Raw genomic sequence first — 15,463 nt, 5'->3', positions numbered from 1 at the left:
ATGGCGCCCTCAATCGTGCGACTGCAAAGCGAAGCGTTCAACATCGCTGATGAACTCTCGGCTCTGCGCACGGCATGCCGCAGCAGCCCCGAGAAGGACGGCGAGAAAAGCAGCGGGATCGGGGCTTTATTGAGCTTTACCGGGCTGGTGCGCGATCTTGATCATGGCACCCCCCTCAAAAGCCTTTATCTCGAACATTATCCGGCAATGACTGAACGCCAGATCAAGGCCATTGCCAATGACGCCATCACGCGCTTTTCGCTGGCTGGCTGCACCATCATCCATCGCCATGGAAGGCTTTTGCCCGATGATGAAATCGTTCTGGTGATCACCGCAGCCCGCCATCGGAAAGCCGCATTTGCCGCTGCCGATTTCATCATGGATTGGCTAAAAACCAAAGCGCCCTTCTGGAAAAAGGAGGATCTGGGGCAAGAACAGCACTGGGTGGCCCAAAAAGACAGCGATCTGGAGGCCGCCCGATCCTGGGAGACGCCCGTTCACCAGCCCAATAAGCCCCGATCAGAACAGTAAATCCATGAGCCAAACGCCCCCCGTCCCCCGCAGCAGCCATATTCCCAGCCTCTTTCTGCGCGAGGATGAATTAAAGCGCGGGGCCGAGCTGATCATGCGATCTTATGCGGCTTTGGGGGATGCCATTGATGGGGTTTTGGCCGCCAAGGGGCTGGGGCGGGCCCATTATCGGGCCTTGCTGATGATCGCCCGCAATCGCGAGCTTTCGCTAACCGATCTGCAGCATCTTTTAAGGGTGCGCAAACAAAGCCTTGCCCGCATCATCCGGGATTTGAATGCGCAAAATCTTATCACCACGCGCCCAGCGGGGCGGGATCGGCGGCTGCGTCTTGTGGCGCTGACCGAAAGCGGACTGGCCCTTGAAAGTGCCTTGTTCAATGCCATTCGCGAACGCATGGCCAATGCCTATCGCCGGGCGGGCCCGGTGGCGGTGGGGGGCTTTTGGGATGTGCTGACAGCTCTGGCCGGTGAAGATCCCATCAGCCATGAGTGAGTGATCGATCAGCGGCCTTGATCGACGCGCGATCCTGATTGGTTTTTTGATCCGGCTTCCGCACCCACCAGAGCTTTGGGTGACACAGGGGTTGCCGAATTTTTGGCATCGTCTGCGGCAGAACCCGATAATCCGGATAAGGGCCCGGACCGGCTGGCAACCCATTCTGCGCGTTCCAACAGATCATTCAGCCCGGTCATGGTTTTAGACAGATCAGCGCTCTCATCTTTCAGCCAGATCCGCGCCGCTGGCAATATCACCGACAGCATGAACGCATTGACCCGGGCAAAGCCCAAGGGCCCGCTCACCGTGATCCCGGCCAGGCTGAGCGCGCGCGAGGCCATGGTCATCAAAGCCTGCCCGGCAGCGGCCGCCAGAACCGGATCGGTGGGCGCGGATCGGGCCAGATCAACAATCGCCGCCCGCCATGGCATGGCCGCATCGAAGCGGGCCATGATCAGGGCGAAAAGCTTTTCCCGGGTGCTGTCCTCCTCTTCAAAATCAGCTACGGCATCGGCCATGGCGGCATTCAATTGCCGCGATGCTGCCACCATCACCGAAACAAGGCCATCAAATTCGCGGTAAAACAAAGCCTCACTCACCCCGGCCGCCTCGATCACATCATCAATATGGGTTCGGCGCCAGCCACAATCAGTCACCGCCATCAAAGCCGCATCGATCACCTTATCGCGGATCGTGGGCGTTTGATCTGTGGTGTTCCGCTCTGCCATGGCCTTGTCCTTTTTCTTGTCGTGCTGAATTCAGATGGTTTTATAGAAACAAAGACGGATCAGATGCCATCAAAATCACCGATCCACTGCCATATGATACGGTTTTTTCATTCTGCCAGTTTCATTCAGCCAATTCTTTTGATCGATCGGCCGCAGCACGCACGGCCCGTTCCAGAAGCGGGCCAAATCCATCATCCGCGCGCAAAACATCCAGCGCCGCCGCCGTTGTGCCGCCCGGGCTTGTCACCTGTTCGCGCAATTGGGCAGCCGACATATCAGGGGTTTTTTCCATCAGATGCGCCGCCCCGATCACGGTTTGGCGCGCCAGTTTTTCCGCCACATCGCGCGACAGGCCATTGGCCATCCCGGCAGCGGCCATGGCTTCGGTCAGGGCAAAAATATAAGCCGGACCACTGCCAGAAACACCGGTCACCGCATCCATCAGGACCTCATCCTCCACCCATAAAACCGCGCCCGCCGCCGCCATCAGGGCGGTGGTCAGCTCTTTCTTTTCATAGGACACAGCGCGGGCCGCCACCGCCACCATCATGCCCTTGCCAATCGCCGCCGGGGTATTGGGCATCACCCGCACCGCACTTTTAAAAACATCCGACATCAGCTTGAGCCTGATCCCCGCAGCCACCGAAATCACCAGGGGATCAGCCGCAGCCTTGGGCGTTAAAGCCGCCACCACATCCGCCATCATATAGGGCTTCACCGCCAGAATAATGGCTTCCGGCTTGATTTCATCGGGGATCGCCTCTACCGATGCATAATGGGCGGCCCCTTTTAAAACATCGGGCACCCCCGCAGGATCAATGATTGCCAGAGCATCGCGCGCCAAACCGGCATCAAGCCACCCCCGCGCCATCGCCGTTCCCATCCGGCCACAGCCAATCAGCAAAAGCGGCTTTTGCGGCTGAAACATCTGCGATAAATCCATTGCAATCCTCCTGAAAGACTTTTCATATCCTATCGTTTCATCCCCTGCCCATAGCATGAACCCATGGCCAATGGGCAGGCTTGTAAAAGAAAAAAGCGGACCCATGAAGGGTCCGCTCTTCGTCTTATGGGAGAGACAGGTGCCGAAAAGGCATAATAAGGGGGGAGGAGCCCTTTTCGGCGGCGCGGTACATCAAAGCTTTTTGGCCATGAAGGCCAGAGAGACCACGTCTCAGGGGCGAGGCAGTCTCAAAACTTTGCTGCAATGCAGCGCTCAGAGGGATATAGGATTTCGCAGGTGCAGCGTAAAGGCGGATGGAACGCGCGGCAGCTATGCATTTCACGCATGGCTTATGGGCAAAACCCCCCACATTCACATAATGCTGGCATCGCCGCGCACCTGTTCGATCAGGAAATCGCGGAACAGCCCTACCCTTTTCGAGCCCTTCAATTCGCGGGAATAAACGAAATAGGTTTCAAAAGCCGGGCCTTCGATATCGGGCAGCACCCGCACGAGGCTGTGCTCCCCGGTCACCAGATAATCGGGGATGGCGGCAAGCCCGATCCCGGCCACAATGGCCCGCAAAACCGCATAGGTATTATTGATCTGAAGCACCGGACGACGGGTTTTTCCATTGGCCCCCAAAGTCAGGGTCCAATTGATATCCTTGATCGCCAAAGGGGTGGTGGGCCCATAGATGATGATATCATGATCATCAAGATCCTGAGGGGTTTGGGGAATCCCCTTGCGGGCGATATAGTCTTTTGAAGCATAGATATGATGATGCACCTTCACCAAGGGGCGCTGGATCAATTCCGCCTGATGCGGGGCATGAAAGCGAATCGCCACATCGGCTTCCCGCCGGGCCAGATCGAGATCATCATCCGACAGATTGATCTGCAGATCGATATCGGGATAGCGCCGGACAAATTCCCGCATATGGGGGGTGAGCCACAAGGCCCCGAAGCTGATCATCGTGGTGACCACAAGGCGGCCCCGCGGCGATCCTTTGGCATCGAGCAGGGATTGTTCAACCGCCTCCAGCTTTTGCATCACCTCGCAGGCGGCCTGATAAAGCTGCTCACCTTCCTGGGTCATCACCAAACCACGGGCATGGCGATTGAACAGGGTGACATTGAGGGACTCCTCAAGCGTCCGGATTTGTCGGCTGGCTGCCGATTGGCTCAGATTGAGCTTGCGGGCAGCCGTGGTGAAGCTTCCGGCTTCGGCAACGGTGTGAAAGATTCGCAGTCTGTCCCAATCCATTGCCGTCCCCTTTTATCGCCAAAGCTTGTCTGGCAAAATCTGGCTTTCAGCGTAAAGACGCGCAGGCCCGCTGAATTCTGGTGCAGGCTTCGCGCAGAATATCGCTGCTGGTGGCATAAGAAACCCGAAAATGCGGCGACAGGCCAAAAGCCTCACCATGCACCGCCGCCACACTTTCCTGCTCCAGCAAATAGGTTGAAAAATCGAGATCTGTTTCGATCCGCTTGCCATCCGGCGTGGATTTGCCGATCAACCCGGCAATGGAAGGATACACATAAAAAGCCCCATCGGGCAGCGGGCAGCTGATCCCCTCCGCCTCATTCAAAAGCCTGACCACCAGATCGCGGCGTTCCTGAAAGGCGCGGGCGCGTTTGGCGATGAAATCCTGCGGCCCATTGAGCGCTGCCACCGCCGCCGCCTGGCTGATCGAACAGGGGTTGGATGTGGTCTGGCTTTGCAGCTTGGCCATGGTTTTCACGATCCGGGTCGGTCCACCGGCATAACCGATCCGCCAGCCGGTCATGGCATAGGCTTTGGAAACGCCATTCATGGTCAGCACCCGCTCATAAAGCGCCGGCTCGACCTCGGCCATGGTGGTAAATTCAAAGCCATCATAAACGATATGCTCATACATATCATCCGAGAGCACCAGCACATCGGGGTGACGCAACAAGACAGCCGCCAGCGCCTTTAATTCGGCGCGACTGTAAGCAGCCCCCGATGGATTGGACGGGCTGTTGAAAATCAGCCATTTGGTCTGGGGCGTGATCGCCGCTTCCAGACTTTCAGGGGTGATTTTAAAGCCGGTTTCAAGGCTGCTGTCGATAAAGCGCGGGGTGCCACCGGCAATCAGCACCATATCGGGATAAGACACCCAATAAGGCCGGGGGATCAGAACCTCATCACCGGGATTAAGGGTGGCCATCAGGGCATTGATGATGACATGCTTGCCGCCACAGGAAACGATGATCTGATCGGGCTTGTAATCCAAACCGTTTTCCCGCTTGAATTTATCGATCACCGCCGCTTTCAGGGCCGGTGTACCATCAGCCTTGGTGTATTTGGTATCGCCCGCACGGATCGCGGCAATGGCCGCTTCTTTGATGGGGTCGGGGGTATCGAAATCCGGCTCACCGGCACCAAGACCGATCACATCGCGCCCCTGTGCGCGCAGTTCAGCGGCTTTCGCGGTCACGGCAAGGGTGGGTGAGGGTTTGACCTTGGCAAGGCTGTGGGACAAAAGATCCATGGATTTGGCTCATCTATCTAGGGGAAGAAAAGGATATGATCGCATAGCGTGATGGGCGATTGTGCTACGCCCTTGCAAACTTCAGGCAAACTACTGTTTGATCCGGGCGGTTACAAGCAATCAATATGGCATTGCAGCATCATCTATGTAATTTTTGAACAAAATATGGGCTTAATCATCTCATTTTCTCACATGTGCAGGGATCATGCTGTTCGCACTGTGATTGCCAGTAAAATAAACGAAACAAAGGACCAGAGGCCATGGATTTAAAACTCACCGGCAAGCGCGCCCTGATCACCGGGGCCACACGCGGCATCGGGCGGGCCATCGCCCTCAATCTGGCCGATGAAGGGGTTGCTATCAGCTTTTGCGCCCGCACCCAAAAGGATGTGGAGGCGATGACCAAAAGCCTTCAGCAAAAAGGGGTTAAGGCCCATGGCACAGCCCTCGATATCCGCGATGCCAAAGCCTATCTGGCCTGGATCGAAGCGGAAGGCGCGCGCGAAGGCGGGCTTGATATTTTCATCCCCAATGTATCGGCAGGCAATGCCGGATCGGGGGATGCGGCCTGGCAGGCAAATTTTGAAGGGGATCTGATGCACAGCGTCCGCGGGGCCGAAGCCCTGCTGCCGGTGCTGGCCCGATCATCGGCAGCGTCGATCATCCTGATCGGATCGGTGGCCGCTGCCGAAACAGCCTTTGGCCCCGGGGCCTATGGCCCGATGAAGGCGGCCCTTGCCAGCTATGGCAAGCTTTTGGCTGAGGCGGTTGCACCCCATGGCATTCGGGTCAATGTCCTCTCGCCCGGCCCGGTTTATTTCGAGGGCGGCGATTGGCATCGGGTAAAGCAACAGCAGCCCGAACTTTATAATCATTTTAACGCCCGCTGCCTTTTGGGCGGCATGGCCACCGCCGATGAAGTGGCAAGGGCGGCGGTTTTTCTGGCGAGCCCGGCGGCTGCGGCCATCACCGGCAGCACGCTTTTGGTGGATCGCGGCTTTAGCCACGCTATCAGGCTTTAGATGACCATGGATCGCGCAACCTTGCTGGCCTTATGGCGGATGATGGCTCGGATCAGGGCGTTTGAAGATCAGTTGATCCTTGAAAACCGACAGGGTGGCATTGATGGGCATCTGCATCTTTATCATGGGCAGGAAGCCATCGCCACCAGCCTGTGCGCCCATCTGGGGGATGATGATCATATCGCCAGCACCCATCGCGGCCATGGCCATGCCCTGGCCAAAGGCTGCGATCCCCACCAGATGATGGCGGAAATCATGGGCCGCAAAACGGGGCTGTGCGGGGGCAAGGGCGGCTCGATGCATCTGGCGGATCTAAAGCGCGGGCATCTGGGATCAAACGGGATCGTGGGCGCCAATGTGCCGCTGGCTTTGGGGGCGGCCCTTAGCGCCAAAAGCCGTGGCCTGCGGACGGTGAGCATGGCCTTCATCGGCGATGGCGCGGCCAATCAGGGGGCGGTGTTTGAATCGATGAATCTGGCGGCGGCCATGGCCTTACCGATGATTTTCGTGATCGAAGATAATGATTATGGCGAATATACCGCCAGCCGATCCGTCACCGGCTGCACCGATCTGGCGGCCCGCGCCGCATCCTTTGGGATGCACGCTGCTCGGCTGGATGGCTGCGATGTGCTGGCGGTTTACCATGCCGCGGGCGATGCCATCCGGGCGGCCCGATCGGGCAAGGGGCCAGCCACCCTCGTTGCCCGCGCCCCACGCCTTGGCGGCCATTATGAAGGGGATGATCAAGCCTATCGCCATGCGGATCAGCCGCCGGATTGCCTCTCTCTTTTTCATGATCATCTGTGCGCAAATCATGGCATCAGCGCCCAGGATTTAGACGCTCTCCGCCAACAGGCAAAAAACGAGATGAAGGCCGCAGCGATGGCCGCCCGTGCCGATGCCCCGCCGCCCCCCGAAGCGCTGCTGGCCGATGTCACTACAGGGGATGAGGAAAAGCCATGGAAGAGCGCCTGACCACCGCCACAGCCCTGCAACGGGCCCTGGCCGAAGAAATGGCCCGCGATCCATCCATCATCATCATGGGCGAAGATGTGCGCCCTTCGGTGATGGGGGTGACAGCGGGGCTTTATGAGCGCTTTGGCCCGGATCGGGTGATCGACATGCCGATTTCTGAAACCGCCTTCATCGGGGCCGCCATCGGCGCGGCGATGACCGGGCTGCGGCCGGTGGTGGAATTGATGTTTTGCGATTTCGCAGGCGTTTGCCTTGATCAGATCCTTAATCAGGCGGCCAAGCTGCGCTATATGACCGGGGGGCAGGCCAGCCTGCCGCTCGTGATCCGCACCACCATCGGCGCGGGGGAACGGGCCGCCGCACAGCATAGCCAATCCCTGCATGGGCTGTTCACCTCTATCGCCGGGCTGAAATGCGTCCTCCCCGCGTCCCCCGATGAAGCCGGTGGGCTGTTGCTGGCCGCCATTCGCGATCCCGATCCGGTCATTTTTTTCGAACATAAAATGCTTTATGCCGATGCGGCCGATGTGGCTTTACCGATCCGCCCCATCCCCCTTGGCACGGCGCGGCGGCTGCGGGCGGGTGATGATCTCAGCATCATTGCCTTTTCACGGATGGTGGGATTGGCACAAAAAGCGGCGATGATCCTTGAAGAACGAGGTCTTTCGGTCGATCTTATCGATCCCCGGTGCAGCGAACCCCTGGACCGCACTGCCATTTTGCAATCCGTTGAGAAAACCGGGCGGCTGATGGTGGTGGATGAAGGGGCGGCGCGCTGCGGTCTGGCCGCCGATATCGCCGCCCTTGTGGCCAGCCGGGCGTTCAACGCGCTGAAAGCCCCCATCCATCTGATCACCCCGCCCCATGCGCCGATCCCTTTTGCCGCCAGCCTTGAAGATGCCTGGCTGCCCTCGGTGGATCGGATCGTCAAGGCCGCCCATGATCTCAAGGATTGGCCCCTTGGCAAAGGCCCCTTTTTGGGTGACACTGACCCTTATGCGGGGGCAGCCGGAAAAGCCCGCCCCAGCGCCGGGGAGCCATAAAAACAATCTGCTCCCCTCATATCGCAGATCGTGCACCACAGATCTTTTGGGAGAGAGAGCATGAACGCCATCGATGCCGGACACAGCCCCCATGCCGATCAGAAAGCGCCCGCACCCAAAAAGGCTGGCGCGAACAAGAGCGGCCCCGCAGAAAGGCCGGTGATCCGAAAAATCAGCCCCGAAGCCCCCTGGACATGGCTGACCCTGGCCTGGCAGCAGATTTTGCGCGCCCCCGCCGTGCCTTTGGGCTATGGGCTGGTTTTTTCCATCATATCCTTTGGCCTTGTGGTCTTGCTTTTATTCAGCAATGCCCTGCCCCTGATCCTGCCTTTGGTGGGGGGCTTTCTGCTTTTGGGGCCGATGCTGGCGGTGGGGCTTTATGAAGCGGCGCGGCGCTTTGGCAAAGGTGAGGGAATCAGCTTCAAACAGGCGCTTTTCGTGAAAACAGCGGCCCCTTCGCAATTGGCTTTTGTGGGCGTTGTGCTGTTGCTCGCCTATTTTGCCTGGGTGCGGATTGCCATGCTGCTGTTTGCCTTTTTCTCAGGCATTGGGGGTGAAATGCCGCCTTTGGATGTTTTTTTTTCCAATCTGTTTTTCACCGCTGATGGTTTGGGGCTTTTGATCATCGGCACACTTTCGGGTGGTCTCATCGCTTTTGTTATTTTTGCCATGAGCGCGCTCTCCATCCCCTTGTTGATGGATCGCAATCTCGATGCCATCACCGCCATTCTCGCCAGCCTTGAAGCCGTGAAAACCAATTTTGCGCCAATGCTTTTATGGGCATGGCTGATCTTGTTGCTGATCGCTTTCGGCGTCGCCACGGCCTTTATCGGTCTGGTTCTCACCTTTCCGCTGGTGGGGCTGGCCACATGGCATGCCTATCGCGATCTCACCCGGTCCTGACCACAATATCCACCAATTATCCGGCTTTATTATAAAAAAAACATATCCAAGGGATCTCAATATGCTCAAATTAACCCGTCTCATCGCCCTGCTGGCGATGCCCATGCTGGCGCTAGCGGGCGCATCCGCTTTCGCCCAGGATACCGAAACAAAAGAGGACGGCGAGGCCAAAGAAGCCAAATGGGATGTCTCAAATCCTCCCACGGGGCCGCAGTCTGCCGTCGAGATCGATGTGCGGGAAGGCACATGGATGAGCCTTGCCCTCAGCCCCGATGGCAAAACCATTCTTTTCGATCTTTTGGGCGATATCTATAGCCTGCCCATCAAGGGCGGCGAGGCGAAAGCGCTGGCATCGGGCCTGTCATGGGATATGCATCCCGCCTTTTCCCCCGATGGCAGCCAGATTGCCTTTATTTCCGATCGGGCGGGGGGCGAGAATATCTGGATCATGAAGGCCGATGGCAGCGATCCCCGGCAGGTCACCCGCGAGGATTTCCGCCTGATCAACAGCCCCATATGGAGCCCGGATGGCCGCTTCATCGCGGCGCGCAAGCATTTCACCACCCAGCGTTCGCTGGGCACCGGAGAAATCTGGCTGTATCACGCTCAAGGCGGATCAGGGGTGAAGCTGGTGGCCCGCCCCAATGAGGATTTCCAGAAAGAACAGGGCGAACCGGCCTTTTCCCCCGATGGCAAAACCCTTTATTTCACCCGCAATGCCACGCCGGGCAATCGCTTCATCTATGCGCAGGATAGCAATGATGAAATTTTCCAGATCCGCGCTTATGATATGGCCAGCGGCAAGATCGAAACCCTGATCGATGGCCCCGGCGGCGCGGTGCGCCCCACCCCTTCGCCCGATGGCAAAAAGCTCGCCTTCGTGCGCCGCATCCAAACCCGTTCGGCCCTGTTTATCAAGGATCTGGCATCGGGCGCGGAAACCCTGATCCATGATGATCTCGATCAGGATATGCAGGAAACCTGGGCCACTCAGGGCGTTTATCCCACCATGGCCTGGACACCAAACAGCCAATCCCTGCTTTTTTGGGCCGGGGGCGGGATCAAGCGGATTGATCTGGCCGATAACCGCGTTTCCACCATTCCTTTCCATGTGAAAGACAGCCGCACGGTGATCGCCCCCCCGCGCTTCAAGGTGGATGTGGCCCCTGATGAGGTGGCCGCCAAAATGCTGCGCTTTGCCATCCAATCCCCCGATGGCGGGCAGGCTGTTTATGAGGCTTTCGGCAAGCTGTGGATCAAAAAAACCGATGGCGGCACGCCCAAGCGGCTGACCCGTGATGAAGGCGATCAGTTCGAACTTTATCCAAGCTTTTCCCGCGATGGCAAAACTATCGTTTTCATTTCATGGGATGATCAGGACCTGGGCCATGTGCGCATGGTGAAAGCCAGCGGCGGCACTTCGCGGCTGATCAGCAAAACGCCGGGCCATTATCGCCGCCCGGCCCTTTCGCCCGATGGCAAAACCATTATCGTGGAGCGCGGCGAAGGCGGGATGCTGACCAGCGATCTCTGGTCGATGGACCCGGGGCTTTACCGGCTTTCGGTGGACAGCGGGGCCTTCAAAAAAATCGCCGATAATGGCCGTGATGCCCATTTCGGCCAAACCAATGATCGGGTTTATTTCACCATCGGCGGCGAAAAACAAAGCCTTGTCAGCACCGATCTCGATGGGAATGACCAGCGAACCCACGCGACCTCGCTTTATGGCAGTGATTTCAGGATTTCGCCCGATGGATCATGGCTGGCTTATAGCGAAGGCTATCAGGTCTATGCCCTGCCCTTCCCGCCATCGGGCGAGGTGGAGCTTTCCCCCAATGGCAAATCCCTGCCGATGAAGCGTTTGTCGGCCACCGGCGGCGCCTTCATGGGCTGGTCGGCAGCCCAAAGACTTAATTGGTCGGTGGGACCGGTTTTGCATCATGTGGATATGGCAACGGTTCTGGATGAGGATTTCAAGCCCACAGACAGCGGCATCGATCTTGGTTTCAGCCGCAAAGCCGATAAGCCGCAGGGGCGCGTGGCCCTTGTTGGGGCGCGGATCATCACCATGGATGCGGATCGCACCGTTATCGAGAATGGCACGATCCTGATTGAAAACAACAAGATCATGGCGGTGGGGGCGGCTGACGCCATCACGGTGCCCGATGATGCGAAACGGGTTGATGTGGCCGGAAAAACGATCCTGCCCGGCTTCATCGATATTCATGCCCATGGGCCGCAAGGCGTGGATGGCATCATCCCGCAACAAAATTGGGCGCAAATGGCGCATCTCGGCCTGGGGGTCACCACGGTTCATGATCCATCCAATCGCGCAGCCCATATATTTGCCGCCAGCGAATATCAAAGGGCGGGCCTGATTTTAGGGCCGCGTATCTTTTCCACCGGCGAAATTCTCTATGGTGCCAAAAGCCGCTTTTTCGTGGATATCAAAACCCCCGAAGATGCCCTTGATGCGGTGCGCCGCCTGAAGGCGCAGGGGGCCATTTCTGTGAAAAACTATAATCAGCCCCGGCGTGAGCAGCGCCAGATGGTGGTGGAAGCCGCCCGCCAAGAAGGGCTGATGGTGGTGGCCGAGGGCGGCTCTCTTTATCATATGGATATGTCGCTGATCGCCGATGGCAATACCGGGGTGGAGCATAATGTCCCCGGCGAGCGTTTTTACGAGGATGTTTTGCAATTCTGGAGCCAGACAGAGGTGGGCAATACCCCAACCCTTGTTGTGAATTATGGTGGCCCGGCGGCTGAAGTGATGTTTTATCAACGCGATGATGTGTGGCTGCATCCGCATCTGTCGAAATATGTACCGCCGCACATCTTAGAGCCGCGCAGCATCCGCCGCATAAAAGCGCCGATGCGCGATTATCAGCCCCTTCTCGATAGCGCCGCCAATGCCAAAAGGCTGATGGATCGCGGCGTTTCCATCCATAGCGGCGCCCATGGCCAACGCGAAGGGCTGGGCACGCATTGGGAAATCTGGACCTTTACCATGGCCGGCATGTCGCCGATGGAGGCTTTATCCACCGCCACCATCAATCCGGCCCGCTATCTGGGGATGGATGCCGAAATCGGCTCGCTGGAAACCGGCAAGCTTGCTGATCTGATTATTTTGGATGGCAATCCATTAGAGGATATCGAGGCGACCGACGATCTCTCGTTAATCATGCTCAATGGCAGGCTTTATGATGCCGAAACGCTGGATGAAACCATCACCGGCAATCGCCAGCGCAAGCCCTTCTACTGGGAAAACTGAGCCATTAAAGGCGGCGGATGGGGCGGCGGATGGGGGCGCTCACCCCGCCGCCGCCTCAATCTTTCAGCATCAGCCTTCGATTTTCGAGAAATCCGCCACCTGATGCACGGCCGCGCGGATATGCGCCAAAAGGGCAAGGCGATTGCGCCGCAAATCCGCATCATCGGCATTCACCGTCACCTGATCGAAAAAGGCATCGATGGGGGCGCGCAATTCCGCCAAAGCCCGCATGGCGGCGGCGAAATCTTCCACCTCCAAGGCCCGCGCTGCCTCTGTTTTTGCAGCGCCCAGCTTTTCATAAAGGGTTTTTTCCGCCGCATCCTTCAAAAGGGCGGGCTGCACCGCGCCCCAATCCGTGCCTTGATCTTTTTTGGCTTCGATTTTTAAGATATTGGCCGCCCGCTTGGTGCCCGCCAATAAATTCGCCCCATCATCGCTTTCGATGAAGCGGCTGAGCGCCGCAACCCGGGCCAGAAGCCGCAGCAGATCATCCTCGCCCCCCAGACTGAAAACCGCATCGATCAGATCATGGCGCACACCCACTGCCCGCTGCTGCACCTTCAGCCTGTCGGCGAAAAACGCGAGCAGATCGGCATTAAAACCCGACAGGCGCAAAAGCGGAATACGCAGATCATTTTCAAGGATCAGGCGAATGACCCCCAAAGCCGCCCGGCGCAGGGCAAAGGGATCCTTTGATCCGGTGGGCTTTTCATCGATGGCGAAAAACCCGATCAGCGTATCGAGCTTTTCAGCGAGCGCCAAACAAACCGAAAGACCTTCATCGGGGCAGCGATCATCCGGCCCTTTGGGGGCATAATGATCTTGCAGGGCCCGGCACAACGCATCAGGCTCGTTCTGGGCTTTGGCAATCCTGCACCCCACCAGCCCTTGCAATTCAGGAAATTCGCCCACCATGCCGGTGGTGAGATCGGCCTTGCACAGGCGTGCCGCCCGGCGCAGGAAGGCTTCATCGACCCCCTGCCCATCTTTTTCCACAAAGGCGGCAAGGGTTGCGGCCAAATCCTCGATCCGGGCCACACGCTCGGCCAATGTTCCCAGCTTTTCATGGAAAATAATCGCATCCAAAGCCGCAACGCGATCTTCGAGCGGAATTTTCAGATCCTGCTGCCAGAAAAACCGGGCATCCGACAGGCGCGCCGATAAAACCCGCTCATTCCCGGCGATGATGGTGGCCCCGCCATCCACGGCTTTTGTATTCGCCACACAAATAAAGCACGGTGCCAAAGCGCCGCTTTTGGGATCCGATAGGGAAAAGAATTTCTGATGCACCTTCATCGATGTGATCAGAACTTCTGCCGGAACATCCAGAAAACCGGGATCAAACCGCCCCAGATAGGGCACCGGCCATTCGGTGAGCCCAGCATTTTCATCGAGCAGATCGCTATCTTCGATCAATTCCAGATGATGATCGGCGGCCAAGGCCCGCGCCCGATCCAGAATGATCCGGCGTCGTTCTGCGGCATCAAGCACCACATGAGCATCTAACAGTCGAGCGCGATAATCGGCAAAATCAGTGACCGAAAAGGCGCCATCCGATAAAAAGCGATGCCCCTTACTGATGCGACCGGCCTTGATGCCATCAATCTCGATGGGCACGATCTGGCCATCAAACAGCGCCAGAACCGACAATAATGGCCGCACCCAGCGGCTTTCGGAGGTGCCGGACCGCATGGATTTCGGCCAGGGGAATTGACGGATGATGGCTTCGGTAAGCGGCGCCAGCACATCAACGCTTTTTTCCCCCCGCTGATGGATAGCGGCGAACAAAAAAGTGCCCTTCTTCTCAGCCCGTTCGCTGATCACCGCACCATCAGGCAAGGAGGCCTTGAAGCCCGCAATCGCCCGTTCGGGGGCATCGATGCGCGGGCCACGGCGTTCCTCGGTGCGATCAGGCTGATGGGCAGGCAATCCATCCACCACCAGCACAAGGCGGCGCGGGGTCACGAAACGGCGCATCCCGCTGAAAGCCAGATCGGCGGCCTTGAGGCTTTCGGCCATCAGGCGTTCCAGATCGGCAATGGCTTTTGCCTGCATCCGGGCGGGGATTTCTTCGGAGAAAACTTCAAGCAGAAATTCAGACATGGGCCGCCTCCTCATGCGCTGCCCAGCCTTCGGCACAGGCTTTGGCCAAGGCCCGCACCCGGCCGATATAGGCCTGTCGTTCCGTTACCGAAATAACGCCGCGTGCATCGAGCAAATTAAAGCTGTGGCTGGCTTTGATGCATTGATCATAGGCGGGCAGGATCAGCTTGCGATCCACCAAAGCGGCGCATTCGGCTTCGGCATCCCGGAAATGCTGCAACAGCATCTCGGTGGATGCGGCTTCAAAATTATAGGCGGAAAACTGCTTTTCATTTTCTAAAAACACATCGCCATAGCGCACGCCGCAGCCATTGAAATCCAGATCATAAACATTATCAACGCCTTGCACATACATCGCCAGCCGCTCCAGCCCATAGGTCAATTCACCCGAAACCGGGCGGCAATCGATCCCACCCACCTGCTGGAAATAGGTATATTGGGTCACCTCCATGCCATCGCACCAGATTTCCCAGCCCAGCCCCCAGGCCCCCAAAGTGGGGCTTTCCCAATCATCTTCGACAAAGCGGATATCATGGCGGCGCATATCGATCCCGATGGCCTTCAACGACCCCAGATACAGATCCTGCATATCCGCCGGATTGGGCTTCAAGATCACCTGATATTGATAATAATGCTGCAGGCGATTGGGATTTTCCCCATAGCGGCCATCAGTAGGCCGCCGACAAGGCTGCACATAGGCCGCACGCCATGGCTTTGGCCCCAAACTGCGCAGGGTGGTCGCCGGATGAAAGGTGCCTGCCCCCACTTCCAGATCATAAGGCTGCAAGATCACGCAGCCCTGTTCCGCCCAATAGCGATGCAGGCTTAAAATCAGCCCCTGAAAGCTTCGTTTGGGGTCCGTGGCATCAACGCTCATATCAGATTTCCACAAAAGGCATCAACAATCGGAAAAAGTCGGGCGGACAGTAGGCA

13 protein-coding genes are annotated in these 15,463 nt (G+C 57.8%); 7 read left to right on the top strand and 6 right to left on the bottom strand.

Features of this window, described 5'->3' with window-relative positions:
- Together AQ1_RS05465 and AQ1_RS05460 are read left to right on the top strand one after the other, a co-directional pair.
- Positions 1–531 (top strand): molybdenum cofactor biosynthesis protein MoaE, encoded by a 531-nt coding sequence (locus AQ1_RS05465; RefSeq protein ID WP_042084984.1) that lies wholly within the window; start codon positions 1–3, stop codon positions 529–531.
- 4 nt (positions 532–535) lie between these two features.
- Complete coding sequence (locus AQ1_RS05460) at positions 536–1,024, top strand: MarR family winged helix-turn-helix transcriptional regulator (RefSeq protein WP_042084982.1); 489 nt, start codon at positions 536–538, stop codon at positions 1,022–1,024.
- A gap of 8 nt (positions 1,025–1,032) precedes the next feature.
- On the opposite strand, the gene AQ1_RS05455 is transcribed toward AQ1_RS05460, so the two are convergent.
- The 4 genes from AQ1_RS05455 to AQ1_RS05440 all read right to left on the bottom strand — a co-directional run bounded on the left by AQ1_RS05455 (position 1,033) and on the right by AQ1_RS05440 (position 5,213).
- Positions 1,033–1,755, bottom strand: coding sequence for a TetR/AcrR family transcriptional regulator (locus tag AQ1_RS05455; RefSeq protein WP_042084979.1), 723 nt, complete (start codon positions 1,753–1,755; stop codon positions 1,033–1,035).
- Positions 1,756–1,876: 121 nt separating this feature from the next.
- On the bottom strand, positions 1,877–2,698 hold the full coding sequence (gene proC, locus AQ1_RS05450; protein WP_042084978.1) for a pyrroline-5-carboxylate reductase: 822 nt from the start codon (positions 2,696–2,698) through the stop codon (positions 1,877–1,879).
- 372 nt (positions 2,699–3,070) lie between these two features.
- Positions 3,071–3,964 carry a LysR family transcriptional regulator gene (locus AQ1_RS05445; protein WP_042084977.1) on the bottom strand — a complete coding sequence of 298 codons (894 nt, stop codon included), beginning with the start codon at positions 3,962–3,964 and terminating at the stop codon, positions 3,071–3,073.
- A 46-nt stretch (positions 3,965–4,010) separates the two neighbouring features.
- Positions 4,011–5,213, bottom strand: a complete 1,203-nt coding sequence (locus tag AQ1_RS05440) for a pyridoxal phosphate-dependent aminotransferase (protein WP_042084975.1) — start codon at positions 5,211–5,213, stop codon at positions 4,011–4,013.
- 260 nt (positions 5,214–5,473) lie between these two features.
- On the opposite strand from AQ1_RS05440, the gene AQ1_RS05430 reads away from it, so the two are divergent.
- From AQ1_RS05430 to AQ1_RS05410, 5 genes are all read left to right on the top strand, one after another.
- The gene (locus AQ1_RS05430) at positions 5,474–6,235 is read left to right on the top strand and encodes an SDR family NAD(P)-dependent oxidoreductase (RefSeq protein ID WP_042084972.1); all 762 of its coding nucleotides are present in this window, start codon (positions 5,474–5,476) and stop codon (positions 6,233–6,235) included.
- Complete coding sequence (locus AQ1_RS05425) at positions 6,236–7,210, top strand: thiamine pyrophosphate-dependent dehydrogenase E1 component subunit alpha (RefSeq protein ID WP_042084971.1); 975 nt, start codon at positions 6,236–6,238, stop codon at positions 7,208–7,210.
- The gene (locus AQ1_RS05420) at positions 7,195–8,253 is read left to right on the top strand and encodes an alpha-ketoacid dehydrogenase subunit beta (RefSeq protein WP_081837101.1); all 1,059 of its coding nucleotides are present in this window, start codon (positions 7,195–7,197) and stop codon (positions 8,251–8,253) included. Before AQ1_RS05425 ends, AQ1_RS05420 begins: the two co-directional genes overlap by 16 nt.
- 60 nt (positions 8,254–8,313) lie before the next feature.
- Positions 8,314–9,156 carry a DUF2189 domain-containing protein gene (locus AQ1_RS05415; RefSeq protein ID WP_052371007.1) on the top strand — a complete coding sequence of 281 codons (843 nt, stop codon included), beginning with the start codon at positions 8,314–8,316 and terminating at the stop codon, positions 9,154–9,156.
- A 61-nt stretch (positions 9,157–9,217) separates the two neighbouring features.
- On the top strand, positions 9,218–12,427 hold the full coding sequence (locus AQ1_RS05410) for an amidohydrolase family protein (RefSeq protein WP_042084968.1): 3,210 nt from the start codon (positions 9,218–9,220) through the stop codon (positions 12,425–12,427).
- Positions 12,428–12,496: 69 nt separating this feature from the next.
- Here the strand turns inward: AQ1_RS05410 and glyS are convergent, their stop codons facing one another.
- Positions 12,497–14,530: a glycine--tRNA ligase subunit beta gene (glyS, locus tag AQ1_RS05405; protein ID WP_042084966.1), complete on the bottom strand. Its 2,034-nt coding sequence runs from the start codon at positions 14,528–14,530 to the stop codon at positions 12,497–12,499.
- Entirely contained in the window at positions 14,523–15,407 is an 885-nt protein-coding gene (locus AQ1_RS05400) for a glycine--tRNA ligase subunit alpha (protein WP_042084963.1), read from the bottom strand. The genes glyS and AQ1_RS05400 overlap by 8 nt, the downstream gene beginning before the upstream one ends.
- Positions 15,408–15,463: the final 56 nt, after the last annotated feature.

This window comes from Iodidimonas nitroreducens, assembly GCA_000710935.1.
Lineage (GTDB): Bacteria > Pseudomonadota > Alphaproteobacteria > Sphingomonadales > Rhodothalassiaceae > Iodidimonas > Iodidimonas nitroreducens.
Note: the sequence above shows the minus strand (reverse complement) of the source record. Positions and strands in the feature narration are given on the sequence as shown.

What these genes read in the sequence shown, in the direction of transcription:
- AQ1_RS05410 (WP_042084968.1), top strand. Translation starts at nt 9,218, where the DNA reads ATGCTCAAATTAACCCGTCTCATCGCCCTGCTGGCGATGCCCATGCTG.
- AQ1_RS05465 (WP_042084984.1), top strand. Translation starts at nt 1, where the DNA reads ATGGCGCCCTCAATCGTGCGACTGCAAAGCGAAGCGTTCAACATCGCT.
- glyS (WP_042084966.1), bottom strand. Translation starts at nt 14,530, where the DNA reads ATGTCTGAATTTCTGCTTGAAGTTTTCTCCGAAGAAATCCCCGCCCGG.
- AQ1_RS05460 (WP_042084982.1), top strand. Translation starts at nt 536, where the DNA reads ATGAGCCAAACGCCCCCCGTCCCCCGCAGCAGCCATATTCCCAGCCTC.
- AQ1_RS05455 (WP_042084979.1), bottom strand. Translation starts at nt 1,755, where the DNA reads ATGGCAGAGCGGAACACCACAGATCAAACGCCCACGATCCGCGATAAG.
- AQ1_RS05445 (WP_042084977.1), bottom strand. Translation starts at nt 3,964, where the DNA reads ATGGATTGGGACAGACTGCGAATCTTTCACACCGTTGCCGAAGCCGGA.
- proC (WP_042084978.1), bottom strand. Translation starts at nt 2,698, where the DNA reads ATGGATTTATCGCAGATGTTTCAGCCGCAAAAGCCGCTTTTGCTGATT.
- AQ1_RS05440 (WP_042084975.1), bottom strand. Translation starts at nt 5,213, where the DNA reads ATGGATCTTTTGTCCCACAGCCTTGCCAAGGTCAAACCCTCACCCACC.
- AQ1_RS05425 (WP_042084971.1), top strand. Translation starts at nt 6,236, where the DNA reads ATGACCATGGATCGCGCAACCTTGCTGGCCTTATGGCGGATGATGGCT.
- AQ1_RS05415 (WP_052371007.1), top strand. Translation starts at nt 8,314, where the DNA reads ATGAACGCCATCGATGCCGGACACAGCCCCCATGCCGATCAGAAAGCG.
- AQ1_RS05430 (WP_042084972.1), top strand. Translation starts at nt 5,474, where the DNA reads ATGGATTTAAAACTCACCGGCAAGCGCGCCCTGATCACCGGGGCCACA.
- AQ1_RS05400 (WP_042084963.1), bottom strand. Translation starts at nt 15,407, where the DNA reads ATGAGCGTTGATGCCACGGACCCCAAACGAAGCTTTCAGGGGCTGATT.
- AQ1_RS05420 (WP_081837101.1), top strand. Translation starts at nt 7,195, where the DNA reads ATGGAAGAGCGCCTGACCACCGCCACAGCCCTGCAACGGGCCCTGGCC.